Here is a 24707-nt window from a genome sequence, read left to right on the forward strand (position 1 = left end):
CGGGAGCGCGCGACCGGTCAAGCGTATGGGCCGGCGCTCGCGAGAGCGCCGGCCCATACGCGTTCCGCGACATCGCTGCCGCGCCGAGAGCCGAAGCCAGCCCTCATCCGGCGCCATTCCGCCTGCCTGCCATCCGAGCCTTTTCCCCGCGAAGGGCATGTTAGTGCTCGTGGTTTGTCATCGCAGCCCACCGCCTGCGATTGAGCGACGCGAATAAACTGGCTAGCGTCGGGATTAACAATCAGTGGGTTGCGCAAGGCGCAGCGGGAGGGATCATGGCCCAGGCGACGACGTATGGAACGGCACCGGCTGCGGTCCCACGTCCGGTCAAGGAGCCCTGGTACAAGGTGCTCTACATCCAGGTGCTGATCGCGATTGCGCTCGGCGTGCTCCTCGGCTGGTTGCATCCCGAATGGGGCAAGTCGGTCAAGTGGCTCGGGGATGCCTTCATTGCCCTGATCAAGATGATGATCGCCCCGATCATCTTCTGTACAATTGTGCACGGCATCGCCTCGATCGGAGACCTGAAGAAGGTCGGCCGCGTCGGCTTGAAGGCGCTCGTCTACTTCGAGGTGGTCTCGACCATCGCGCTGCTCATCGGCGTCCTTGTGGGCGAGGTCGTCAAGCCGGGCGCCGGCTTCAATGCCGACGTCACCAAGCTCGATGCCAAGGCGGTTGAGAAATACGCCAAGATGGCCGCCGACGACTCGGTGACCGGCCACATCATGGCCCTGATCCCGAAGAGCTTCTTCGACGCCTTCGCCACCGGCGACCTGCTGCAGGTGCTGCTGATCTCGATCCTCACCGGCGTCGTCGTCACCGGCATGGGTCAGCGCGGCGAGGCGATCACTCACGCCATCGACACGGCCGGGCAGATCTTCTTCCGCATCATCGGCCTCGTGGTGAAACTCGCCCCGATCGGCGCCTTCGGCGCCATGGCCTTCACCATCGGCCAGTACGGCATCGGCAAGGTGATCGATCTCGCCTGGCTCGTCGGCACCTTCTACGTCACCGCCTTCCTGTTCGTGATCCTGGTGCTCGGCGGCATCGCCCGGGTCGCCGGATTCTCGATCTTCAAGTTCCTCGCCTACATCAAGGACGAGCTCCTCATCGTCCTCGGCACGTCGTCCTCCGAAACCGTGCTGCCGCACATGATGACGAAGATGCGCCGCCTCGGTGCGTCGGACTCCGTGGTGGGCCTCGTGATCCCGACGGGCTACTCGTTCAACCTCGACGGCACCAACATCTACATGACCCTGGCCTCGCTGTTCCTGGCCCAGGCCGTGGGCGCGGACCTCTCCTTCGGCCAGTACGCGACCATCATCCTGGTGGCGATGCTGACCTCCAAGGGCGCCTCCGGCGTCACCGGCGCGGGCTTCATCACCCTGGCGGCCACGCTCAGCGCCATCCCCAACAACCCGGTGCCGGTGGCGGCCATGACCCTGATCCTCGGCGTCGACAAGTTCATGTCGGAGTGCCGGGCCATCACCAACCTCATCGGCAACGGCGTCGCCACCGTGGTGGTCAGCCGCTGGGAGGGCGAACTCGACACGGAGAAGCTGCGCCAGGTCATGGCGCACCCGGTCTCCATCGGCACCGACATCTCCGACCACGCCCCGGAGATGGAGCCGAGCGCCACCGCCCCTGCGGCGTCCCCGATCCCCGCCGCGGCGCGCTGACGGGACCCGGACCTGTCCGAAACCCTGCGCATCGGCATCGATCTCGGCGGCACCAAGATCGCCGGGATTGCCCTCGCGCCCGATGGGACGACGCGGGCCGAGCAGCGGATCGCCACGCCGCGGGACGATTACGCCGCGACGCTGACGGCCATCGCGGATCTGGTCCGCGACCTGGAGACGCGCGCGGGTGCCCCCGGTACGGTCGGCATTGGCATGCCCGGGGCGATCTCGCCCCGGACCGGCCTCGTGAAGAATGCCAACTCGGTCTGGCTGAACGGCCGGCCCTTCGCGCAGGATCTCGAGCGCCTCCTCGCTCGCCCGGTGCGCCTCGAGAACGATGCCAACTGCCTCGCGGTCTCCGAGGCCGTCGACGGGGCCGGCGCCGGCCTGCCCGTCGTCTGGGCCCTCATCCTCGGGACCGGCGTCGGCTCCGGGATCGCCCTGCAGGGGCGGGCCCTCTCGGGACGCGACCGGATCGCCGGCGAATGGGGCCACAACCCGCTGCCGTCCCCCCGCGACGACGAGCGTCCCGGCCCGGCCTGCTATTGCGGCCGGCACGGATGCCTCGAAACCTGGGTCTCCGGTCCGGCTCTGGCCGCCGACCACGGGCGTTCCACGGGCACGACGACCCGCGGCGAGGCGGTGATCGCGTCCCTGCGGGCGGGCGACGCGGCGGCCCTGGCGACCCTCGATCGCTACCTCGATCGCCTCGGGCGCGGCATCGCCCACGGGGTCAACCTGATCGACCCGGACGTCATCGTCATCGGCGGCGGCCTCTCGCGGGTGCCGGAGATCCTTGCGGGACTGCCCGGACGCGTGGCGCCGCACGTCTTCTCCGACGCGTTCGACACGCCGATCCGCCCGAGCCGGCACGGCGACGCCTCCGGAGTCCGCGGGGCGGCATGGCTCTGGAACGGGCCCTGAAACGCCTGCGCGATCGATGCCGGGGATGACACCCGAGGCGCTTGTCAGGGCTTCCGTTTTCACATAAAGATATCTTTATGTCTAACGCGGGACCTTCCTCAGCCACGGCTCTACCGTTTTCGGACGCCCTCGCCATCCTGAGGGCGGCGGCCGAGGAGACGCGCCTGCGCATCCTCGCGCTCCTGGCCGCCGGAGAGCTCTCGGTCTCGGACTTGACCGACATCCTGGGCCAGTCGCAGCCGCGCATCTCGCGCCATCTGAAGCTGCTCGTGGAGGCCGGTCTGGTGGAGCGGCATCGCGAGGGGGCCTGGGCTTTCTTCCGCCTCGTGGAGGATCGCGCCGCCCTGGTCGAGCCGCTGGTAGCCGGCCTCGATGCCGCCCGCGCCCCGCTCTCGGAGGATTTCGCCCGCCTGGAAGCCGTGCGCACCCAGCGTGCCGAGGCCGCCCAGGCCTTCTTCGCGCGCCTCGCCCCCAAATGGGACCATCTGCGCTCGCTGCACGTGCCGGAGGCCACCGTCGAGGCCGCGGTGCTCGACGTCTTGGGCGACCGGCCGATCCAGAACCTCGTCGATCTCGGCACCGGCACCGGGCGCATGCTCGGGCTCCTGGCAGGGCGCGCCGCCCGGGCGGTCGGACTCGATTCCAACCACGCCATGCTCTCGGTGGCGCGGGCGAATCTGGAGCGCCTCGGCCTGTCGCGGGTCGACCTGCGCCAGGGCGACATCCACGCGCCGCCCTTCGGGCGCGGCGGGTTCGACCTCGTCGTCGTCCACCAGGTGCTGCACTACCTCGACGATCCGGCCCGGGCCCTGCGCGAGGCCGTGCGTCTCGTCGCCCCCGGCGGTCGATTGCTGGTGGTGGATTTCGCCCCCCATGACCTCGAATTCCTGCGCGAGGCCCAGGCCCATCGCCGCCTCGGCTTCGCGCCCGAGCAGGTGACGGGCTGGCTCAACGATGCGGGCCTGCCCGCCGTCACCACGCGGGACCTCGCCCCCACCGGCGAGGTCGAGGACCAGTTGACCGTGACGCTCTGGCTCGCCACCGATGCGGCCGAGATGGCGGCGCCGGCGCCTGAGAGAATCCCGGAGCGGGCCGTCGCCTGAGGGCGCCGGTCCGTTTCCACCCGAACGCTGCACCCGTATCCTGATCGACGACCGTCTGAACCGATCGACATAGAGGACGACCCGATGCCATCCGCCTCCCACCATCGCGCCAGCCGCGACAGCTATCGTCCGATCCGGGTCTCCATCGAGTTCTTCCCCCCGAAGACCGAGGAGATGGAGAAAATTCTCTGGTCGTCGATCGAGCGCCTCGCGCCGCTGCAGCCGAAATTCGTCTCGGTGACCTATGGCGCGGGCGGCTCCACCCGCGAGCGCACCCACAACACCGTCGCCCGGATGGTCAAGGAGACGAGCCTCCAGCCGGCCGCCCACCTCACCTGCGTCGACGCCACCCGCGAGGAGATCGACGCCGTCGTGCAATCCTACTGGGATGCCGGCGTGCGCCACATCGTGGCCCTGCGCGGCGACCCGCAGGACGGGATCGGCACCGCCTACCGGCCGCACCCGGGCGGCTACGCCCAGACCTCCGATCTCGTCGCCGGCATCAAGCGCATCGGCGACTTCAAGGTTTCGGTCTCGGCCTATCCGGAGAAGCACCCGGAGGCATCCTCCCTCGATGCCGACATCGATGCCCTGAAGGCCAAGGTCGATGCCGGCGCCGACCAGGCGATCACGCAGTTCTTCTTCGAGAACGACATCTACCTGCGCTACGTCGACAAGGTGCGGGCGGCGGGCATCGACATCCCGATCATCCCCGGCATCCTGCCGGTGCAGAACTTCAAGCAGGCGGCGAACTTCGCCCGCCGGACCGGTGCCTCGGTGCCGTATTGGCTCGCAGCCCGCTTCGAGGGGCTCGACAACGACGTCGAGACCCGGCGCCTCGTGGCGGCGGCGGTGGCGGCCGAGCAGGTGCTCGACCTCGTCGACCATGGCGTCAACGACTTCCACTTCTACTCGATGAACCGCTCCGACCTCGTCTACGCCATCTGCCACGTGCTCGGCCTGCGGGCCCAGGCCCCGAAGGTCGCCGCCAAGGCCGCCTGATCAAGGCCGCCTGATCCCACGAAACCCCGGGGCGCCGAAGGCGAGCCCGGGACTCGACATCTCCACCGTGTCGAACCTCCCCTGTCGAACTTCACTGTCCGGACCCGTCGCGGTTCCGGGTTCCGGATGCCGCTCCGCGGTCCCGGAAGACGCGTGAGAACCCCATGACCGACCTGCGCCCCGTCGACGGAAAAGAGATCGAAGCCGCCCTGCGCCAGCGCGCGGGCGAGAAAATCCTCGTCCTCGACGGGGCGATGGGGACCGTGATCCAGCGGCTGGGCTACGGCGAGGCGGACTTCCGCGGCAGCCGCTTCGGCGACCATGCGCACGACCAGAAGGGCAACAACGACCTCCTGATCCTGACCCAGCCCGACGCGATCCGGCAGATCCACCTCGACTATTTCCTGGCCGGTGCCGACGTCTGCGAGACCAACACCTTCTCGGGCACCACGATCGCCCAGGCCGATTACGGCATGGAATCGATCATCCACGAGCTGAACGCGCAGGGCGCACGCCTCGCCCGCGAGGCCGCCCAGCTCGCCGAGGCGCAGGACGGCCGCCGCCGCTTCGTGGCCGGCGCCATCGGCCCGACGAACCGCACCCTGTCGATCTCGCCGGACGTCAACAATCCCGGCTACCGGGCTGTGACCTTCGACCAGGTCAAGCAGGCCTACGAGGAGCAGGTGCGCGGCCTGATGGATGGCGGCGCCGAGCTCATCCTGATCGAGACCATCTTCGACACCCTCAACGCCAAGGCGGCGGTCGCCGCCGCTTGGGCGGTGTTCGAGGAGCGGGGCATGGTCCTGCCGATCATGATCTCCGGCACGATTACCGACCTCTCCGGCCGCACCCTCTCGGGCCAGACCCCGGAGGCGTTCTGGAACGCGCTCCGCCATGCCAGCCCGCTCACCATCGGGCTGAACTGCGCGCTCGGTGCCAAGGAGATGCGCGGCCACATCTCGGAGCTGTCGCGCATCGCCGACACCCTGGTCTGCGCCTACCCGAATGCCGGCCTGCCCAACGAGTTCGGCCTTTACGACGAGAGCCCCGAGGCCATGGGCAAGCTGGTGGGCGAGTTCGCCACCGCCGGCCTCGTCAACATGGTCGGCGGCTGCTGCGGCACCACGCCGGACCACATCCGCGCCATCGCGCAGGCCGTCGAAGGGTGCAAGCCCCGGGCGATTCCCAAGGTGCCCCGCCTCATGCGCCTGTCGGGCCTGGAGCCCTTCACGCTGACGAAGGAGATCCCCTTCGTGAACGTGGGCGAGCGCACCAACGTCACCGGCTCGGCCAAGTTCAGGAAGCTCATCACCGCCGGCGACTACGCCGCCGCCCTCGACGTCGCTCGCGACCAGGTCGCGGCGGGCGCCAGCATCATCGACGTCAACATGGACGAGGGCCTGCTCGACTCCGAGAAGGCGATGGTGGAGTTCCTCAACCTCGTCGCCGCCGAGCCCGACATCGCCCGCGTGCCGGTGATGATCGATTCCTCGAAGTTCCACGTCATCGAGGCCGGGCTCAAGTGCGTCCAGGGCAAGGCGATCGTGAACTCGATTTCCATGAAGGAGGGGATCGAGAAGTTCATCGCCGACGCGCGGGTGTGCCGCTCCTACGGCGCCGCCGTGGTGGTGATGGCCTTCGATGAGCAGGGCCAGGCCGATACGCTGGAGCGCAAGGTCGAGATCTGCACCAAGGCCTACAAGGTCCTGACCGAGGAGGTCGGCTTCCCGCCGGAAGACATCATCTTCGATCCGAACGTCTTCGCGGTCGCCACCGGCATCGAGGAGCATAACGGCTACGGCGTCGCCTTCATCGAGGCGACCAAGGTCATCCGCGAGACCCTGCCCCACGCCCACATCTCGGGCGGCATCTCGAACCTGTCCTTCGCCTTCCGCGGCAACGAGCCCGTGCGCGAGGCGATGCACGCGGTGTTCCTCTACCACGCGATCCAGGTCGGCATGGACATGGGCATCGTGAATGCCGGCCAGCTCGCGATCTACGACGAGCTGCCGCCGGAGCTCCGCGACCTCTGCGAGGACGTCGTCCTCAACCGGCGCGACGACGCCACCGACCGCCTGCTGGAGGCGGCCGAGCGCTTCAAGTCCGGCGGCGGCGTCCAGGCCAAGACCGCCGACCTGTCCTGGCGCGAGGCGCCCGTCGAGAAGCGCCTGGAGCACGCGCTGGTCAACGGCATCACCGAGTTCGTGGTGGCCGACACAGAGGAGGCGCGCCTGAAGTCCGCGCGTCCGCTCCACGTCATCGAAGGCCCGCTGATGGCCGGCATGAACGTGGTCGGCGACCTGTTCGGCTCGGGCAAGATGTTCCTGCCGCAGGTGGTGAAGTCGGCCCGCGTGATGAAGCAGGCGGTCGCCTATCTCGAACCCTTCATGGAGGCGGAGAAGCTCGCCAACGGCGGCGACGGCAAGCGCCAGGCCGCCGGCAAGATCCTGATGGCGACCGTGAAGGGCGATGTGCACGACATCGGCAAGAACATCGTCGGCGTCGTGCTCGCCTGCAACAACTACGAGATCATCGATCTCGGCGTGATGGTACCGGCGGCCAAGATCCTCGACGTCGCCAAGCGCGAGAACGTCGACATCGTCGGCCTGTCCGGCCTGATCACCCCGTCGCTGGACGAGATGGTACACGTCGCGGCCGAGATGGAGCGCGAGGGCTTCGACGTGCCGCTCCTGATCGGTGGTGCCACCACGAGCCGCGTCCACACGGCGGTGAAGATCCACCCCTCCTACAACCGGGGCCAGACCGTCTACGTCACCGATGCGAGCCGCGCCGTCGGCGTGGTCTCCAGCCTGCTCTCGAAGGAGACGCGGGATTCGACCATCGCCAACATCCGCGCCGAGTACCGCAAGGTCTCGGACGCCCATGCCCGCTCGGAGCTCGACAAGCAGCGGTTGCCGCTGGCGAAGGCCCGCGCCAACCCGTTCCGGATCGACTGGTCGGGCTACCAGCCGAAGAAGCCGAGTTTCACCGGCGTGCGGGTCTACTCGTCCTACGAGGTCGCCGACCTCGTGCCCTACATCGACTGGACGCCGTTCCTGCAGACCTACGAGTTCAAGGGCCGCTACCCGGCGATCTTCGAGGACCCCAACCAGGGCCCGGCCGCCAAGGCGCTGTTCGACGACGCACAGGCGATGCTGAAGCAGATCGTGGCTGAGCGCTGGTTCAACCCGAAGGCCATCATCGGCTTCTGGCCGGCCAACAGTGTCGGCGACGATATCGCGCTCTATACCGGCGAGAGCCGGTCCGAAAAGCTCGCGACCTTCTTCGGCCTGCGCCAGCAGCTGACGAAGCGCGACGGGCGCGCCAACACCTGCCTGTCCGACTTCGTGGCGCCGGCCGAGACCGGCATCGCCGACTATGTCGGTGGCTTCGTCGTCACGGCGGGCCTGGAGGAGGTTCGCATCGCCGAGCGCTTCGAGCGGGCCAACGACGATTACCGCTCGATCCTGGTCAAGGCGCTCGCCGACCGCATCGCCGAGGCGTTGGCCGAGCGCATGCACGAGCGGGTCCGCCGCGAGTTCTGGGGCTACGCCGCCGACGAGACCTTCTCGCCGGAAGATCTCGTGCGCGAGGAATATGCCGGTATCCGTCCCGCCCCCGGCTATCCCTCGCAGCCCGACCACACCGAGAAGGTCACGCTGTTCGATCTCCTCAAGGCGGAATCGCGCATCGGCGTGAAGCTCACCGAGTCCTACGCCATGTGGCCGGGCTCCTCGGTCTCGGGCCTCTACATCGCCCATCCGGAGGCGCATTACTTCGGCGTCGCCAAGGTGGAGCGCGATCAGGTCGAGGACTACGCCATCCGCAAGGGCATGGACCTGCGCGAGGTCGAGCGCTGGCTCGGCCCGATCCTGAACTACGATCCGGCCCGCTACCTCGCGGCGGCCGCCGAGTAGGGCTTCCGGGCCGCCGTCCGCCAATGGCAGGACGGCGGCACCGGAAACCACCGGAGTGTGGCCGCGGGAGGCTTGACCGTGGGCGCGGCTGCGCTTCAATGCCGACCCGGCTCAACCATGGCCCGAGACCAGCTGAAGGGCGCCCCGATCGTGTACCGGCTCACCGGCTCCCTCGTCGCCACCGTCGCCCTCGGGCTCGTCGCCTCGGGCTGCACGGGCTTCGCCTATATTTCCAAGACCTATGTCAGCCTGCCGCCCCAGGTGGTGACGATCGGCTGCAAGGACCCCTACGAGGTCTATGACCAGCGCCGGGTGCGCAAGATGCTGATCGTCTCCAATGCCCTGCGGGAGACCACCGGCTGCGGCATCGACGATGCGTTCGCCGGCGGCGATCCGGCCCTGACCCGGGTCAAGCGCTTCCGTGAGGCGGCGCGCACCTACCTGAACGAGACGGGGCGCGAGGATTGCCGGGTCCGGGGCGAGACCGTGTTCACCGACCTGCAGACCGAGTTCACCTACACCTGTGCGGCGCCGATCGAGCCCCGCGACGCCAAGGTGCAGACCCTGCCGGGCCGCAGCAACCGCGTCGGCCTCTAGCGCTCGCCCGAGCCGGAGGCACGCGGAAACGTCCGCTCCATCGCGTCGCCCGAAGCGGCCAGCAATGCCCGCGCCAGGGTGCGGGCTTCCTCCCGGTCGAGGGCCAGGATCGCCGTGACTGGTGCGCCGTTCAGGCCGGGCAGGCCGATTTCGACCCGGACCCCGTCGGGCGCGGCCGCCACCGCGATGCTCCAGTCCCGTTCTCCGCTCATGGGCCGTCCGCCTCTCCCGTGCCCTCGACCCTTCCGGTCGCCGGCGGTCCTGCACTATTGATCTTGCATGACCGATCCGATGGCGTGAGGCCAGGGGGCGTAAGATCCGACCCGCGATTGACGCCGAGCCGCCCCCTGGTGTTTGTGCGCCCCGACCCATCCCGGCCCCCCGGGCGCGGCGATCATTCAGGGAAGGAAGACCCCATGTCCGAGATCTGGTTCCGTACCGGCGAGGCGACCGTGCTCGCGGCGGAAGGGCAATACACCGACGCGATGCCGGAGGTGCTGATCGGCTCCACCCGCGGCCCGGCGGGCCAGGCCTTCGCCGGCATGATGGGCCAGGTCCAGGGCCACACCCGGATGTTCGTGGTGCGCGACCTCAATCAGCTCGTGCGCCCGGCCACGATTATGACGACGAAGGTCACGATTCATACGGCCGAGTATGCCGAGTTGCTCGGCGGTGTCGTCCAGGCCGCCACGGGGGACGCCATCATCGACTGCGTGATCGAGGGCGTCCTGCCCAAGGACGGGCTCGACGAGCTCTGCATGATCATCATGATCTGGCTGGACGAGCGCTGCGGATCCGACCCGAACGTCGACCGCAAGGATCTCTACCGGACGAATTACGAAGCCACGAAGCTGGCGATCGCCCGCGCCATGAAGGGCGAGCCGACGATCGACGAGCTCATCGCAAACCGGAAGACGGTGAAGCACTACGCCCTGGAAGACGTGATCGAGTACTGATCCGTTCGGGATCGCGACGGCGCGCGGATCCAGGGCGATCCGCGCGTCCGGGGACGGCTAGCCGGGCGGGATCCGCCCCACCGAGCACAGGGTGCGGATCGAGCCGCTGGCGTCGGTGTAGCAACTCGCCGACCAGCCGTTCTGCTGGATGAAGGACTTGCGCCGATCCTTCAGGGCGGTGGCGTAGGCCGTGCCGATGGCGGCCTGGACCGCGCCGGCGCTCTCCCCCACCACGATCTCGGCCGCCAGGGCGAGATCGGCGAAGTAGGCCGCCGAGGGCGTCGGATCGGAGGAGGCCGCCTGCACGATGGGCTCGGCCCGGCAGGTCAGGTCGAGCTTCAGGCCGCCGGGGACCCGCAGGTCGATGCTGGGGCCGGTGCGCCGGCCGACCTTGCCGCCCATGGCGCCCGCGATCCGGGCGGCGAGGCCGTCGCACTCGTCGGCCCGGGCGAGGCCGGTTCCGAGCAGGCTCGCGCCGAGGAGCAGGGGGAGGAGGGCGCTGCGCAGTCGCATGGTCGGGCTGTCCGGGGAGGTGAGGCCCTTCAGGGCGTGAAGGCAAGGCGGACCACCGTGCCGCCCTCGTTGCTGTAGGTAAGCTGGCCGCCGAGCTGTCCGGCGAGGCCCTGGGCGATGCGGAAGCCGAGGCTGCGGGTGGCGTCCGGGTCGAAATCCGCTGGCATGCCGCGCCCGTCATCCGCGATGACGAGCTGCAGGCGCTCCGCATCGAGCCGCTCGAGCTGGATCGTGATGGTGCCCCGCCGCCCATCCGGGAAGGCATGTTTCAGGGCGTTGGTCACCACCTCGACCACCAGGAGCGACAGGGTGGTGAGCTGGGTGAGGTCGAACCGCAGGGGCGGCGTGTCGACGAGGCAGACGATGTTCTGCGCGCCCGTGGCATCGAGGAGGTCGGTGCAGAGTTCCGTCAGGTACTGGCCCACCGGGCGCTCGATGCTGCTCGGGTCGTACAGGCGCCGATGGATGCGCGAGATCGTCTCCAGCCGCACCCGTGCCTCGTCGAGGGCGGCGAGGGCCGCCTTCGGGTCGTTGCCGACCTTGCGCTTCTGCAGGGTCAGCAGGGCGGCCACGAACTGCATGTTGTTGGCGACCCGGTGCTGCAACTCCTGAAACATCGTGCGCTGCTGCTCGTAGAGCCCGGCCGAGACCTGCCGCTCGGTGCGCAGCCGCTCGCCCGCCCGGTGCATGACGTGGATCAGCGCGATGTCGACCGCGACGATGAAGACGTAGAAGCACAGGGCCAGGGCGGTCGGCCCGTCGATGATGAAGCTGCTGGCGGGCGGGATGAAGAAGTACCAGGCGGCGAGCCCGCTCAAGGCCGCACAGGTGATGCCGGGCCGCAGGCCGAAGAAGAAGGTCGTGAGGATCACGGCCGGGAAGAACGTCAGGTAGGGAAAGCCCGGCGGCAGGATGTCGTCGAGGGCGAAGCGCAGCCCGAGGGCGAGAGCCGAAGCGGCCAGGGCGGCTCCCTCGCCCAGCCAGGGGCGCGCGCGCAGCTGCTCGGTCGCGTGCACGACCTGCCAGCCTTTCCACCAGGGGGCGTGTGTCGATGAGTGGGACAGCGTCGTGGTCTCGTGGCGGTTTGGATAAGTCTCGCGGAGGTTTGGAAAAGCTCTAGTCTCGGGCCGGCCGGGTGGCCAGCGGGTCGGACCCGCGGTCGCGATTCAGCCTCAATGAAAATCGCGGCTGCGGTAAATGCGTCGATCCTCCGGGGCCCCGAAATCGGTGGTCTCGGGCGGCAGCCGCAGGCCTCCGGCGCGCAGGTCGCGCAAGGCGGAGGAGAGGTCGCGGAACTGCTCGGCCAGGAGGTGCACCACGAGGCCCTGGCGCTGCACCCGGCCGCGTACCGCCAGGAAGCGGGCGCCCATGGCGGTCGCGCGATGGGCCTCGAACACGTCGCGCCAGACGATGACGTTGGCGATCCCGGTCTCGTCCTCCAGGGTCAGGAACACGGTGCCGCGCGCCGTGCCGGGCCGCTGCCGGGTAAGGACGAGGCCCGCCACGGTGACGCGGGCATTGTTCGCCACGCGGGACCCGTCGTGGTGGTCGCGGGCGGGGATCGCGCCGATCCGGGCGAGCCGTGTCCGGAAGAACGCCACCGGGTGGCCCTTCAGGGAGAGGCCGGTGGCGGCGTAGTCCTCCGCCACGTGCTCGGAGGCCGCCATGGCGGGCAGGGCCATGGTGGGTTCGGCCCGGAACAGCCCGTCATCGGCATGGAAGGCGAAGAGCGGCATCGGCGTATCGAGGAGATGGCCCCGCCGGTCGCCCTCGGTCCGCAGGGCCGCCTTGCGGGCGGAGGTGCCCTCCAGGGTCCGCACCGCCCAGAGGGCGGCCCGCCGGTCGAGGTCGAGGGAGCGGAACGCGTCCGCCTCGGCCAGCCGTTCCAGGGCGTTGCGGGGCAGGGCGAGGGCCGCCTGCAGGCCCTCGATGCTGGCATAGCCGTTGCCCCGCAGGGCGACGAGACGGTGCATGGCGGCCTGCGGCACGCCGCTCACCTGGCGAAGGCCGAGGCGCACGGCGAAGCGCCGCGGGACGCCGGGCGGCGGGGGCTCCAGGGCCGGTTCGAGGGTGCAGTCCCAGGCGCTGGCGTTGACGTCGACGCCGCGCACCTCGACCCCGTGGGCGCGGGCGTCGCGCACGAGCTGCGCCGGCTGGTAGAAGCCCATCGGCTGGGAGTTGAGGATCGCGGCGAGGAAGACGTCCGGGTGCCGGCACTTCATCCAGGCCGAGGCGTAGACCAGCAGGGCGAAGCTCGCCGCGTGGCTCTCCGGGAAGCCGTAGGTGGAGAAGCCCTCGATCTGCTTGAAGCAGCGCTCGGTGAAGTCGCGCGGGTAGCCGCGGCCCACCATGCCCTCGACGAACTTGGTGCGGAAGTTCACGATCTGGCCGTTGTGCCGGAAGGTCGCCATGGCCCGGCGCAGGCCGTCGGCCTCGTGCGGTGCGAACCCGGCGGCGGTGATGGCGATCTGCATCGCGTGCTCCTGGAACAGCGGCACGCCGTAGGTTCGCTTGAGCACGCTCTCGAGCTCGTCCTTCGGCCCGTGATCGGGATGGGGAGAGGGATAGCTGACCGGCTCCAGCCCCTGGCGCCGGCGCAGATAGGGGTGGACCATGTCGCCCTGGATCGGCCCCGGCCGCACGATCGCCACCTGCACCACGAGGTCGTAGAACTCCCGCGGCTTCAGGCGCGGCAGCATCGACATCTGCGCCCGGCTCTCGACCTGGAACACCCCGACGGAATCGGCCTCGGCCAGCATCGCGTAGGTGTCCTCGTCCTCGCGCGGCAGGTCGGCGAGCGTCGGGTAATCGTGCCCGTAATCCTGCCGCAGGAAATCGACGCCCCGGCGCAGGCAGCTCAGCATGCCGAGCGCCAGCACGTCGACCTTCATCAGGCCGAGCACGTCGATGTCGTCCTTGTCCCACTCGATGAAGGTCCGGTCCGCCATGGCGGCGTTGCCCACCGGCACGGTCTCGTCGAGGCGCCCGCGGGTCAGCACGAAGCCGCCCACATGCTGCGACAGGTGGCGCGGGAAGCCGATCAGCGCATGGGCGAGCTCCAGCGCCTGTCGGATCGACGGGTTGTCCGGGTCGAGGCCCGCCTGCCGGATATGGGCGTCGGGCAGGTCCTTGCCCCAGGAGCCCCAGACCGTGTCGGCCATCACGCCGGTGATGTCGGGGGGCAGGCCCAGGACCTTGCCGACCTCCCGGATGGCGCTGCGCGGGCGGTAGTGGATCACCGTGGCGCAGATCGCGGCGCGGTCGCGGCCGTAGCGGTCGTAGAGGTACTGGATCACCTCCTCGCGGCGCTCGTGCTCGAAATCCACGTCGATGTCGGGAGGCTCGGCCCGATTCTCCGAGATGAAGCGGGCGAAGAGCAGGCGGATCTCGGTGGGGTCCACCGCCGTGATGCCGAGGCAGTAGCAGACGACGGAATTGGCCGCCGAGCCGCGTCCCTGGCACAGGATGCCCCGCTTGCGCGCGAACTCGACGATGTCGAACAGGGTGAGGAAGTAGCGCGCATAATCCATCTTCGCGATGAGGCGCAGTTCGTCCTGGATTGTGTTCACGATTTGCTCTGGAATGCCGTCGGGATAGCGCCAGCCTGCCCGCTCCATGACCCGGTGGGCGAGGTAATCCTGCGCCCCGAAGCCGGGAGGGACCGGCTCGTCGGGATACTCGTATTTGAGTTCGTCGAGAGAAAAGTCGCAGGCCTGCACGATCTCGATCGTGCGGGCGACGGCCTCGGGGTGGTCGGCGAACAGGCGCGCCATCTCTTCGGCCGGCCGCAGGTGGCGCTCCGCGTTGGCCTCCAGGCGGTAGCCCGCCCCGTTCAGCGTACAGCCCTCGCGGATGCAGGCGACGATGTCCTGCAGGGGGCGCCGGTCGGGGTGGTGATAGAGCGCGTCCGACACCGCCACCAGGGGCGCGCCGAGGCGTAGCCCCAGCTCGGCGAGGCGTCCCAGGCGGCGGCGCTCGCCGCCGCGCCGCCGGTGGCTCCCCGCCAGGGCGACCCGGCCGGGGGCTTCGGCGGCGAGTTGGCGGACATGGCCGAGGAAGGGATCGTCGTCCCCGAAGCGCTCCGGCGGGACCGCGATCAGCATCTGGCCTTCGCTGGCGGCCAGAAGTTCCGAGAAGCCGAAGCGGCACTGGCCCTTCTCGGAGCGGCGGTTGCCGAGGGTGAGGAGCCGGCACAGGCGGCCGTAGGCGACCCGGTCCATCGGGTAGGCCACGGCCTCGAAACCCTCCTGCGTGACGAGGCGCACGCCGGGCAGGAAGCGGATGCCGGGCTCGCCGGCGGCGGCCCGCCGCTTCGCCTCGGCATGGCCCCGCACCACGCCCGCCAGGGTGTTGCGGTCGGCGATGCCGATGGCGTGCAGTCCGAGCTCGGCGGCCTGCCCCACCATCTCGCCGGGATGCGAGGCCCCGCGCAGGAATGAGAAGTTCGTGGTGACGGCGAGCTCGGCATAGGCGGGTGGTTCGGATATCGACCCCATCTTCCTTCCAGCTCCGCCGCACCCTCTGCAGTCGAGAACGAATCGTGATCGTTTCGGATCCCGGGGTGCCGGTTTCGGGCCGGTGAGTCAAAGTCTCGAAGGCGTCTGGCCAAGCTGTCCGGCCTGCGCTAGCCCGGTCTTCCCCAGACAGGATGTCCCATGCTCACCTGCGCGATCCTCGACGATTACCAGGGCGTCGGCCCGACGATGGCGGATTGGTCGGGCTTGGCGGACCGCCTCACCCTGCGCGACCTGCGCACAACCTTCGAATCGCGGGACGCGCTGGTCGATGCGATCCGGGACTGCGAGATCGTGGTGATGATGCGCGAGCGCACGCCGTTCCCGGCCGACCTCTTCGCGCGACTGCCGAAGCTGAAGCTCCTCCTCACCAGCGGGATGCGCAATCTGTCGATCGACTTGGCCGCCGCGCAGGCGCACGGCGTCACGGTCTGCGGCACCGCCAGCCATCCCGAGCCGCCGGTGGAACTGACCTGGGCGCTGATTCTCGGCCTCGCCCGCCGCCTCGTCCCGGAGGTGCAGGCCCTGCGGACGGGCGGCCCCTGGCAGTCGAGCGTCGGCAGCGATCTGGCCGGCCGCCGCCTCGGCCTCCTCGGTCTAGGCAAGACGGGCGCCCGGGTCGCCCGGATCGGCCAGGCCTTCGGCATGGAGGTCAGCGCCTGGAGCCCCAATCTCACGCCCGAGCGGGCCGCGGCCGAGGGCGTCGCCCTCGCGCCCTCCAAGGAGGCGCTGCTGGCGGCGAGCCACGTGGTCTCGATCCACCTCGTCCTCGGCGCGCGCACCCGCGGTCTCGTCGACGACGCGGCGCTGCGCCGGATGCGGCCCGAGGCGTTCCTGATCAACACCTCCCGCGCCGCGATCGTGGACGAGGCCGCGCTGCTGGCGGCCCTCACCGAGAACCGGATCGCCGGGGCCGGCCTCGACGTCTTCGAGACCGAACCGCTGCCGCCGGATTCGCCCTGGCGCACCCTGCCCAACGTGCTGGCGACGCCGCATCTCGGCTACGTCACGGAGCGGAACTACCGCACCTATTTTCCGGAGATCGTGGAGGACATCCGGGCTTTCCTCGATGGGGCGCCGATCCGCCTCTTGGGGTAAGCCGGCCGAAGCGGAGCCTCAGGCCCGCCCGTCGACGAAGGCCCGCATCAGCAGGTGCGCGATCGCCAGGGGCGGCGGGGTGGTCAGCCCGGCGGGATGGCGGCCCTCGAGCATCGCCGCGACGTCGTCCCGGGTGAACCAGCGCGCATCGGCGAGTTCCTCCGGATCCAGGGTGATGGCCGCGTCGAGGCTCTCGGCCACGCAGCCGATCATCAGCGAGGACGGGAACGGCCAGGGCTGCGAGGCGTGGTAGCGCACCGCGCCGATGGTGAGGCCGACCTCTTCGAAGGTCTCGCGCCGCACGGCGTCCTCGACGGTCTCGCCAGGTTCCAGGAAGCCGGCGAGGCAGGAATACATGCCCTCGTTGAAGCGCGGCGAGCGGCCGAGCAGGCAGGACTCCCCCCGGGTGATCAGCATGATCACCACGGGATCGGTGCGGGGGAAGTGGTGCGTCCCGCAAGCCGCGCATTCGCGGCGGTAGCCGCCGGCCGCGAGGCTGGTCGGGCTTCCGCAATGTGCGCAGAAGCCGTGGCGCGCATGCCAGCCGAGCAGGGACTTCGCCGTGGCGAGGAGGCCGAGTTCGTGCGGCGCGATCCGGCCCTCGCCGGCGAGGCTGCGCAGGTCGTTGGTCCGGAAGCCCGGTTCGGCGTCGAGGCCCTCGGCCAGCTCCGCCGGCACGGCCGCGGCGAAGACCGGGTCGCCGTCGAGGCGCCCGAGATAGAGCGTCAGGCTGCGCGGGCCCGTGCCGGCGGCCGCCTCCGGCGCCAGGAGCGCCGTGTCGCCGGCGAGCACGACGCGGTCGCCGGCCAGGACGACGATGCGGGCGCCGGGTGCGTCGAGGTCGGGGATCGCGGAGGCGCTCTCGGCGGAGTGGCGCACGAGGCGGTTCTGGACGTAGCCGAGCTGGCCCAACGGATCGGTCATCGCTTCAGGCCGCCGCGAACAGGGCGCCGATGCGCTCGATCATCTGGGCGCGGGCATGGTGGGGGTAGGGGGTCGCGGTGCCGACGCCCCAGACCGGCTTCGGCCAGGCCGGATCGGAGCGGAAGCGCCCGATCACGTGCACGTGGAGCTGGCTGACGACGTTGCCGAGCGCCGCGACGTTGACCTTGTCAGGCTTGGCGAGGGTCAGCATCACCCCGGTGGCGATCCGCATCTCGTCCATCAGCGCCTGCGCATCCACCGGTGACAGGTCGGTGATCTCGCTGGCGCCGGCCCGGCGCGGGACCAGGATCAGCCAGGGGAAGCGGGCATCGTCCATGAGGAGGGCGCTGCACAGGGCGAGGTCGCCCACATGCACGGTGTCGGCGGCCAGCTGCGGGTCGAGGGTGAAGTCTGTGCTCATCGCGACGCGATGTAGAGCGGAACCGTGGCCGATGCGAGGGGCGGCTCAGTCCGGGATGGCGTAGCCGACGGCGGAAAAGATCATGGCGATCACCGTGAGGCTCACCGCCACCCGGCTCCATTTCCCCATAGGCTCGGCCCCGGTGGGCTTCGAAGCCGTGGCTCCGAGCCGAAGGTCGTCCTCATGGCGCGCGATCAGGGTGTCGAGGCCCGGAAAGGCCCGCGCGGCAAGCCACAGCCACATGGCGACCGCCGCCAGGCTGAAAACTTCTCCGCTGCCGGTGAAAACCTGATCGAGCATGCATCGCCTCGATGAAAGGCCCCCCGTCGCAATCCATAAGCCAACCGCGGCGGCGATGCCAGTTGGTGGTCGATCGGGCGCGGTCAGGAGACCAAATCCGCAGGAAATTGCGGTATGTTTCCCGCGGCGCCGCCACGTTCCATGGGGATGCCGACATCGAAGGCCCCGGGCATGTCGCCACCGATTTTTTCCGCACCGCCCGTGGCGCCCACCCGTTCGCGACCCGGCCTAGCGACGACGGCCCCGGAAGAGAGCGCCGCTTGCCCGCCCGGGGCGTTGCGGCGGGAGGCCACCCTCGCCACGGACTTCGTGATGCGCGGTCGGGGCCTCCACACCGCCCGCCCGGTCGTCGTGCATGTCCAGCCGGCCGATGCGGGCGCGGGCATCGTGTTCCGGCGCCGTGTGCGCGGAGGCCGCATCATCCGTGTCCCGGCCCTGTGGGAGCGTCGCGTGTCCCAGCCCCTCTGCACGGCGCTCCAGGACGCCGAGGGGCTCCTCATCCGGACGGTGGAACACCTGCTGGCGGCGCTCAGCGCCCTGCGGATCGACAACGCGACCGTCGATCTCGACGCGGAGGAATTGCCGATCTTCAACGGCAGCGCGACGCCCTGGTGCGAGGCGATCCGGGACGCCGGACGGGTGGAGCTTCCGGCGCTCTGCACGATGATCCGCGTGCTGCGTAGCGTCGAGGTCCGCGACGGCCGCAGAACCCTGCGCATCGAGCCAGCCGAGCGTTTTTCCATCGCGGCACGCCTCGCCCTGGCGCATTTCGCGGAGATGTCGTGGGAAGGCGACGTGACGCCGGAGAGCTTCACCCGCGATCTGGCGCCGTCGCGCAGCTTTGGGCGCCTCAAATGGGCATTGCCCGCCCGGCTCTACGCCACCCTGACGCGGCGTCCGGTCCTGCGCGGCGCGAATTTCTCGACCACCGCCGCGATCATCGGGGGACGGGTCATCGGCGGCATGACCGTACCGGATGAGCCGGTCCGGCATCGGGCCCTGGATCTCGTCGGAGACCTGTCCCTCGCCGGGCATCCGATCCTCGGACACGTCACCGCGGCCCATACCGGCCATGAGTTGAATCACGCGCTGGTCGCGCGCCTGATGCGCGACCCTTCGGCCTGGGATCTGGTCACCGGCCCGGCCGGGTGATGCACCCCCTTCATCGCCGATCCTGCTCGTTGCCGAGACTCCTCACTGCCAAGACGCGGTCTCAGATCCCGCTGAACCAGTTGTAGCCCTGGTCCTCCCAGTAGCCGCCTGGATAGTCGTTGGTCACGAAGATCGCCGCGATGTGCTTGGGACTCTTGAAGCCGAGCTTCGTCGGCACCCGGACCCGCAGAGGATAGCCGTACTCGGGCGCGAGGGGCTGGCCGGCGAAGTCGAGGGCCAGGATCGTCTGCGGGTGCAGGGCGCTCGGCATGTCGAGGCTGCCGTAGTAACGGTCGGCGCACTTGAAGCCGACATACTTCGCGGTGAGGTCGGCGCCGGTCCGCTCCAGGAAGGTCCGCAGCGGCACGCCGCTCCATTGCCCGATCTGGCTCCAGCCCTCGATGCAGATGTGGCGGGTGATCTGGCTCTCCTGCGGCAGGGCCCGCAGCTTCGCCAGGGTCCAGGGCGCCTTGTCGGCGACGAGGCCGGAGACCTCGAGCTTCCAGGTCGCCTCGTCGATCTCCGGGATGTTGTCCGGCGGGTAGAAGGCGTTGAAGCGGAACGGGCTGTCGATCATCGAAGCCGGGTAGGTCGGGGCCAGGGTCGTGGGATCGAACAGCCATTGCTGGACCCGGTCGTTCGCCCGCGACATCGCCCAGAGGACGCGGTCGGCCAGGGTGCCGTTGCTGCCGGTGGAGAGGTCGCAGCCGGAGAGCAGGGTCAGGGCGCCCAGGGAAAGGCCACCGCGCAGCACCATCCGGCGCTCCAGGCGCGCGAGGTCGGGGGCGAGGTCGCGGCGCAGAACCTTGAGGCGGGCGGCGTCGTCGGGATCGCGGGACATCAGCGGACGGTCTCCTCGGTGACGCGGGCGCGGCCGGTGATCATCGCCAGCAGCGTGCTCGGCACGATGACCACCAGAGCGAGGTGCAGGAGAATGAAGCCCCCCAGGCCCGCCATGGCGCCGAAATGGACTCGCCGCGCCCACTCGTAACCGCCGAAGAGGTTCGCCAGCGCCTGCCACTGCACGGGCTTCCACAGGGCGCAACCGGAGGCGACCAGGAGGAGGCCGAGGGCGATGGCGACCAGATAGGCGAGGCGCTGGACGGCGTTGTAGCGGCCGACCCGATGGCTGAGCCGGAGCTTCAGGGCGGCGCGGGCGTCGCGCCAGACCGCGCCCGGACTCAGGGGCAGGAAGGCGGTGGCGAAGTGGCGGGCGAGGAGGCCGTAGATCAGGTAGGCGAGGCCGTTGAGGGCGAAGAGCCACATGGCGGCGAAGTGCCAGGCGAGGGCGCCGCCGAGCCAGCCGCCGAGGGTCGCCCATTTCGGGAACACGAAGGGAAAGAGCGGGGAGGCGTTGTAGATCGCCCAGCCGCTGAACAGCATGCAGAACACCGCGAGGGCGTTGATCCAGTGGGTGATCCGCACCACGAGCGGGTGGATCACTACGAAGCGCGACGGTGTTTCGGGGACGATCGTCAACGGGACCTCGGGGTCTCGGGGCGGAAAACCCGGCCCCGTCCGCGGCTGCGGACAGGGCCGGGAGGGGATCACATCGACGGGACGGTGCCGTTGCGGCCGACGATCAGCACCGCGGCGTTGAGCTTGCCGTCGGTGCCCGCCTTGGTGAAGGCCACGACCTTGGCGCCGGGCACCACGATGCTCTTCTCACCCGGGTCGACGAGGGTCACCGGCACGTCCTCCGGCACCACGACCTTCTTCTCGCCGCCCTGATACTTGACCAGCATGGTCCGGCCCTCGGTGCCGGAGAGGCTGCCGATGGCGCCGTTGGTCATGGTCGAGTTGGAGCCGAGATCCCACGGATAGTGGCCGTCGGCGGTCCCGCGCAGGGAGGAGGCGAACACCGTCACCTGCAGGGCCTTCTGGGTGCCGTCGGGCTGCGGAATCGCGGCGGTGCCGATGTAGCTCTCGGACTTGATGTCGGAGAGCTGGCCGGTGCTGGCGGCCAGGATCTTGGTGTCGTCCCCGAAGGTCACGGTCTTGGTCTCGCCCATGCGGGGCTTGATCGTCACGGTCGAACCATCGACCGACTCGATGGTGCCGCGGTAGCGCACCACGTCGGCGGCGCGCGCCGGTGCGGCGGCGAGCGCGAGGCCAATTGTGAGGCCGGTGAGCAGCGTCTTCATCATGGCGTTCTCCCTGGGTTGTTGCTGGACGGGCGCGGAGCGCCCGCCCCACCCGGTGTTCCGGGCGTCTTTGATCGAGGGGGCGGCTGTGCCCCCGCTCACATCGGCGGGACGGTACCGTTCTCGCCCACGATCATCCGGTCGGCCACCGCGACGCCGCCGGCCTCCGCCTTGGTGAAGGCGACGACGCGGGCTCCCGGCTTGATCTTGCTCGCATCCCCGGGGGCGAGGGCCACGACCGGCACGCCCTCCGGCACGGTGATAGTCTTCTCGCCGCCCTTGTAGGTCACCCGGATCGTCCGGTCGGTGGTCCCCGAGAGGGCCCCCACCGCGCCGTTCGTCATGGTGTTCTCCTTCTCGAGATCCCACGGGTAGTGACCGTCGCCGGTCCCGCGCATGCTCGGCGCGAAGACCGCGACCTCGAGGGCCTTCAGCGTACCGTCCGGCTGCGGCGTGGCGGCGGTCCCGATGTAGCTGTCGGGCTGGATGTCGCTGATCTTGGCGGTATTGGCGGTGGCGACCCGCACGCCGTCGCCGAGCTTGACCTGCACGGGTGCCCCGATGCGCGGCTTGATGGTGACGCTGGTGCCGTCCACCGCCTCGATCGTGCCTCGGATGCGGACGACGGGGGAGTCGGCCATGGCCGGCAGGCCGAGGGCGAGGCCGGACAGGGCGAGGACGAGGGTCAGCGACTTCATGCAGAGGGTTCCTGGCAACCGGTTCGAACCGGCCGCCGGGAGGGTGCTCCCAATCTCCTAGGCGCGCAAATCAATTGCGCGCGATGCGGATTGATCAGTGCGCCATGAGCATCGGGATCGCCGCATGGGCGAGGAGGTGGCTCGTCGGGCCGCCGAAGATCATCTGGCGCAGGCGGCTCTGGGTGTAGGCGCCCTTGATCAGGAGATCGCACCCGAAGGCGTCGGCCTCGGCGAGGTAGACCTCTCCGGGGGTCCGCCGGCCGGCCGAATGGGCCCGGAAGTCCGCGCCGATGCCCTCGCAGGCCAGGGCGCGGGCCAATTCCTCGGCGGTCGGGCCCGGCACCGTCCCACCCTCGACGCTGATGACGCGGATCCGCTTGGCCTGCCGCAGGAACGGCATTGCGAAGGCCACGGCCCGTGCCGTCTCGGTGGAGCCGTTCCAGGCGATCAGGATCGCCTCGCCCAGGGTGGCGGGTGCGATCGGGGGCGCCAGCAGGATCGGACGGCCGCTCTCGAACAGGGCGGTCTCGAAGGTCGTCATGCGCGGTGCACCGTCCTCCGTGCCGGGCCGACCCACCACCGTGGCGGTGAACAGGCGCGCGTACTGGCCCAGGAAGCCGTCGCCGGCCGGCACGTCGGCCCGCCAGCGAAAGCGCGGACCGGCCGCCAGGGCCTCCGGGTTGCAGGGCCCCTCAGCCGCGAGCGGCAGGCCGGCCCGGGTCATGAAGTCGATGAACTGCCGCCCGGCGCGCTCGGCCTCGACCTTGTCGGCCTCCTCGTCACGGAGCCAGGTCATGCCCCCGACCATGTCGACCGGAACGTACTCGGCCAGGGCCGGCCGCAGGGAGACGCCCTCGATGAGGCTGCCGAACCGGCGGGCGGTGAGGATCGCGGTCTCGAAGACCGAGGGCAGGGCGTCATGGGACGCGACGGGAACGAGCAGGGTCTTCATCGGGAGCCTTCCTCGCAGCGGCACGATGGCGTCAAGCTAGTGCGAAACGCGGCCCCCGAAAACAGGATGGCGGAGGCCGCCCGAAATTTTCCCGAGGTGCCTGCATCGTCAGACCACGGAGCGCCTTCCATAGGATAATCTGCGAACAAGCTTGGCCATTTCGAAGGTCAGTCTTGTTCGAGGAAAGCTCAGAAAAGAACCCGTTTAAGTTGGGAACCCAATCGGACCTTCGTCGTTGGCCCCCCAACCGTGACAAGCAGGCTTTGCGTCAAGACTGAATAGCCTTGGGGCATTCAAGCTGCACTGTCTCGTCGGATTAGAGGAACACATGATCAAGAAGACTCTCGCTCTCACCGCCGTGATGACCGCCCTGTCCGCGCCCGCCTTCGCGCAGAGCATGGGCGACTTCCGCATGGACGCCATGCAGGCCAACGCCTTCGAGATTCAGTCGAGCCAGATCGCGATCAACAAGAGCCGCAACCCGCAGGTGCTGCGCTTCGCTCGCGAGGCGATCCGTGACCACCGCGCCGCCAACGTGGCGCTGGCCGGTGGCGAGAATAACTACGCCGCGGTCCGCGGCAACGAAGGCCTCGGCGGCCTGATCACGGCCCCGCTCGCGGTGGCGGGTGGTGCAGTCGGTGCAGCCACGGGCGCCGCCGCCGGCGCGGTGGGCGGCACCCTCAGCGGCGGGCCCATCGGGGGCGTCGAGGGGATCGGCTCGGGCGCGGCTCGCGGCGCGGCCACGGGCAGCCAAGCCCTGCGCGGCGACGTGGACACCACGGCCGGCACCACCATCATCCAGCCGAACCCGCAGCAGCAGGCCATGCTCGCCGAACTGTCGCAGACGCCGGCCGGCCCGCGCTTTGACCGTCTCTACGGCCGCATGCAGGTCCAGTCGCACGAGATGACCATCGGCATGTTCCGCTCCTACGCCGCCTCGGGCCCGAACCCGGCCCTGCGCGCCCACGCGGAGCAGGCGCTGCCGGTGCTGCAGGCCCACTACCAGATGGCGCAGCGCCTCCCGGGCGCCCGCTGAGAATGGCCGCTACCACGTCGGGCTGATCGCCCGGCGGGGTGTGACGACGAAGAAGGACGCCGAGCCCCAGGGCTCGGCGTCCTTCTCTCGTTCCGGTATGCCTTACGCCTCGGCGCAGCCGATCATCGAGGCGGGGCTCAGGCTGCGTCCCGCCTGGTCAATAGCCGGCTTGAACGCACCGGTCTCGGGGTCGCGCAGGAGCAGTTCACCGCGTGCGATGCCGAAATGGGCGCCGTGCAGGGTCAACTGTCCGCTCTCCACGCGCTTGCGCACGAACGGGAAGGTCATCAGGTTCTCGAGGCTCTGCGCGACCATCGCGTATTCGAGGCGGGTCAGGTAGTCCGGGGCTTCCGTGTCGCCGGCCTTGCTGGCGGCGGGCTCGACCAGGGAGACCCACTTGCTGATGAAGTCGCCCTTCGAGAGGGGCTTTGCAGGGTTGGCGTAGGCCTTGATGCCGCCGCAGGTGGCGTGACCCAGCACCACGATGTGCTTGACCTCCAGACCCTCCACCGCGAACTCGATCGCCGCAGAGGTGCCGTGATAGTCGCCGCCGGTCTCGTGCGGGGGCACGATGTTGGCGACGTTGCGGATCACGAAGAGTTCACCCGGTCCGGTATCGAAGATCACCTCCGGCGAGACCCGGCTGTCGCAGCAGCTGATCATCAGGACCTCGGGGCTCTGACCCTCGGCCAGCTTGGCGTAGCGCTTGGCCTCGTCGGTCAGGCGTCCGTCGATAAAGGAGCGGTAGCCGGCCTTCAGCGTCTCTGGAAACATGTA

23 protein-coding genes are annotated in these 24707 nt (G+C 69.6%); 10 read left to right on the forward strand and 13 right to left on the reverse strand.

Annotation, left to right across the window (positions count from 1 at the left end; translation table 11 throughout):
• The first annotated feature begins 275 nt into the window (after window positions 1-275).
• The 6 genes from AC1MGR_RS04615 (at window position 276) to AC1MGR_RS04640 (ending at window position 9222) form a co-directional block, all read left to right on the forward strand.
• On the forward strand, window positions 276-1679 hold the full coding sequence (locus tag AC1MGR_RS04615; protein WP_108035399.1) for a dicarboxylate/amino acid:cation symporter: 1404 nt from the start codon (window positions 276-278) through the stop codon (window positions 1677-1679).
• 24 nt (window positions 1680-1703) lie between these two features.
• On the forward strand, window positions 1704-2603 hold the full coding sequence (locus AC1MGR_RS04620) for an ROK family protein (RefSeq protein WP_480234719.1): 900 nt from the start codon (window positions 1704-1706) through the stop codon (window positions 2601-2603).
• 77 nt (window positions 2604-2680) lie between these two features.
• Window positions 2681-3706: an ArsR/SmtB family transcription factor gene (locus tag AC1MGR_RS04625; RefSeq protein WP_480233808.1), complete on the forward strand. Its 1026-nt coding sequence runs from the start codon at window positions 2681-2683 to the stop codon at window positions 3704-3706.
• An 84-nt stretch (window positions 3707-3790) separates the two neighbouring features.
• Window positions 3791-4708, forward strand: coding sequence for a methylenetetrahydrofolate reductase [NAD(P)H] (gene metF / locus AC1MGR_RS04630; RefSeq protein WP_056214808.1), 918 nt, complete (start codon window positions 3791-3793; stop codon window positions 4706-4708).
• A 164-nt stretch (window positions 4709-4872) separates the two neighbouring features.
• Window positions 4873-8625, forward strand: coding sequence for a methionine synthase (metH, locus tag AC1MGR_RS04635; RefSeq protein WP_480233809.1), 3753 nt, complete (start codon window positions 4873-4875; stop codon window positions 8623-8625).
• A gap of 117 nt (window positions 8626-8742) precedes the next feature.
• Window positions 8743-9222, forward strand: coding sequence for a hypothetical protein (locus AC1MGR_RS04640; protein ID WP_480233810.1), 480 nt, complete (start codon window positions 8743-8745; stop codon window positions 9220-9222).
• On the opposite strand, the gene AC1MGR_RS04645 is transcribed toward AC1MGR_RS04640, so the two are convergent.
• On the reverse strand, window positions 9219-9434 hold the full coding sequence (locus AC1MGR_RS04645; RefSeq protein WP_108035395.1) for a hypothetical protein: 216 nt from the start codon (window positions 9432-9434) through the stop codon (window positions 9219-9221). The genes AC1MGR_RS04640 and AC1MGR_RS04645 overlap by 4 nt on opposite strands.
• 204 nt (window positions 9435-9638) lie before the next feature.
• On the opposite strand from AC1MGR_RS04645, the gene fae reads away from it, so the two are divergent.
• A complete protein-coding gene (gene fae / locus AC1MGR_RS04650) occupies window positions 9639-10178 on the forward strand; it encodes a formaldehyde-activating enzyme (protein ID WP_108035394.1) in 540 nt (179 codons plus the stop codon).
• Between the two features lie 57 nt (window positions 10179-10235).
• Here fae and AC1MGR_RS04655 read toward each other — a convergent pair whose 3' ends face one another.
• The 3 genes from AC1MGR_RS04655 to AC1MGR_RS04665 form a co-directional block, all read right to left on the reverse strand.
• The gene (locus tag AC1MGR_RS04655) at window positions 10236-10691 is read right to left on the reverse strand and encodes a hypothetical protein (RefSeq protein WP_480233811.1); all 456 of its coding nucleotides are present in this window, start codon (window positions 10689-10691) and stop codon (window positions 10236-10238) included.
• 29 nt (window positions 10692-10720) lie between these two features.
• A complete protein-coding gene (locus AC1MGR_RS04660) occupies window positions 10721-11707 on the reverse strand; it encodes a sensor histidine kinase (RefSeq protein WP_480233812.1) in 987 nt (328 codons plus the stop codon).
• Window positions 11708-11863: 156 nt separating this feature from the next.
• A complete protein-coding gene (locus AC1MGR_RS04665) occupies window positions 11864-15187 on the reverse strand; it encodes an error-prone DNA polymerase (protein WP_480233813.1) in 3324 nt (1107 codons plus the stop codon).
• Between the two features lie 159 nt (window positions 15188-15346).
• Here AC1MGR_RS04665 and AC1MGR_RS04670 point away from each other — a divergent pair, with 159 nt between their 5' ends.
• Complete coding sequence (locus AC1MGR_RS04670) at window positions 15347-16303, forward strand: D-2-hydroxyacid dehydrogenase family protein (RefSeq protein ID WP_480233814.1); 957 nt, start codon at window positions 15347-15349, stop codon at window positions 16301-16303.
• An 18-nt stretch (window positions 16304-16321) separates the two neighbouring features.
• Here AC1MGR_RS04670 and nudC read toward each other — a convergent pair whose 3' ends face one another.
• Genes nudC through AC1MGR_RS04685 form a run of 3 tightly spaced genes read right to left on the reverse strand, consistent with a single transcriptional unit; the run spans window position 16322 to window position 17948 of the window.
• Window positions 16322-17227 (reverse strand): NAD(+) diphosphatase, encoded by a 906-nt coding sequence (gene nudC, locus AC1MGR_RS04675; protein ID WP_480233815.1) that lies wholly within the window; start codon window positions 17225-17227, stop codon window positions 16322-16324.
• 4 nt (window positions 17228-17231) lie between these two features.
• A complete protein-coding gene (locus AC1MGR_RS04680) occupies window positions 17232-17648 on the reverse strand; it encodes an HIT domain-containing protein (protein WP_480233816.1) in 417 nt (138 codons plus the stop codon).
• A 45-nt stretch (window positions 17649-17693) separates the two neighbouring features.
• On the reverse strand, window positions 17694-17948 hold the full coding sequence (locus AC1MGR_RS04685) for a hypothetical protein (RefSeq protein WP_108035388.1): 255 nt from the start codon (window positions 17946-17948) through the stop codon (window positions 17694-17696).
• 201 nt (window positions 17949-18149) lie between these two features.
• Here AC1MGR_RS04685 and AC1MGR_RS04690 point away from each other — a divergent pair, with 201 nt between their 5' ends.
• On the forward strand, window positions 18150-19100 hold the full coding sequence (locus tag AC1MGR_RS04690) for a UDP-3-O-acyl-N-acetylglucosamine deacetylase (RefSeq protein ID WP_480234720.1): 951 nt from the start codon (window positions 18150-18152) through the stop codon (window positions 19098-19100).
• Between the two features lie 61 nt (window positions 19101-19161).
• Here AC1MGR_RS04690 and AC1MGR_RS04695 read toward each other — a convergent pair whose 3' ends face one another.
• From AC1MGR_RS04695 to AC1MGR_RS04715, 5 genes are all read right to left on the reverse strand, one after another.
• On the reverse strand, window positions 19162-19941 hold the full coding sequence (locus tag AC1MGR_RS04695; RefSeq protein ID WP_480233817.1) for a molybdopterin-dependent oxidoreductase: 780 nt from the start codon (window positions 19939-19941) through the stop codon (window positions 19162-19164).
• A complete protein-coding gene (locus AC1MGR_RS04700; protein WP_480233818.1) occupies window positions 19941-20579 on the reverse strand; it encodes a cytochrome b/b6 domain-containing protein in 639 nt (212 codons plus the stop codon). Before AC1MGR_RS04700 ends, AC1MGR_RS04695 begins: the two co-directional genes overlap by 1 nt.
• Before the next feature lie 68 nt (window positions 20580-20647).
• Window positions 20648-21247, reverse strand: a complete 600-nt coding sequence (locus AC1MGR_RS04705; protein ID WP_108035386.1) for a hypothetical protein — start codon at window positions 21245-21247, stop codon at window positions 20648-20650.
• 95 nt (window positions 21248-21342) lie between these two features.
• Entirely contained in the window at window positions 21343-21942 is a 600-nt protein-coding gene (locus AC1MGR_RS04710; protein WP_108035582.1) for a hypothetical protein, read from the reverse strand.
• Between the two features lie 94 nt (window positions 21943-22036).
• Window positions 22037-22894: a universal stress protein gene (locus AC1MGR_RS04715; RefSeq protein WP_480233819.1), complete on the reverse strand. Its 858-nt coding sequence runs from the start codon at window positions 22892-22894 to the stop codon at window positions 22037-22039.
• 328 nt (window positions 22895-23222) lie between these two features.
• On the opposite strand from AC1MGR_RS04715, the gene AC1MGR_RS04720 reads away from it, so the two are divergent.
• Complete coding sequence (locus AC1MGR_RS04720; protein WP_480233820.1) at window positions 23223-23930, forward strand: DUF4142 domain-containing protein; 708 nt, start codon at window positions 23223-23225, stop codon at window positions 23928-23930.
• Between the two features lie 102 nt (window positions 23931-24032).
• Here AC1MGR_RS04720 and AC1MGR_RS04725 read toward each other — a convergent pair whose 3' ends face one another.
• On the reverse strand, window positions 24033-24704 hold the full coding sequence (locus AC1MGR_RS04725) for a carbonic anhydrase (RefSeq protein ID WP_480234721.1): 672 nt from the start codon (window positions 24702-24704) through the stop codon (window positions 24033-24035).
• Window positions 24705-24707 lie beyond the last annotated feature (3 nt).

The organism is Methylobacterium sp. BI1 (genome assembly GCF_056680125.1).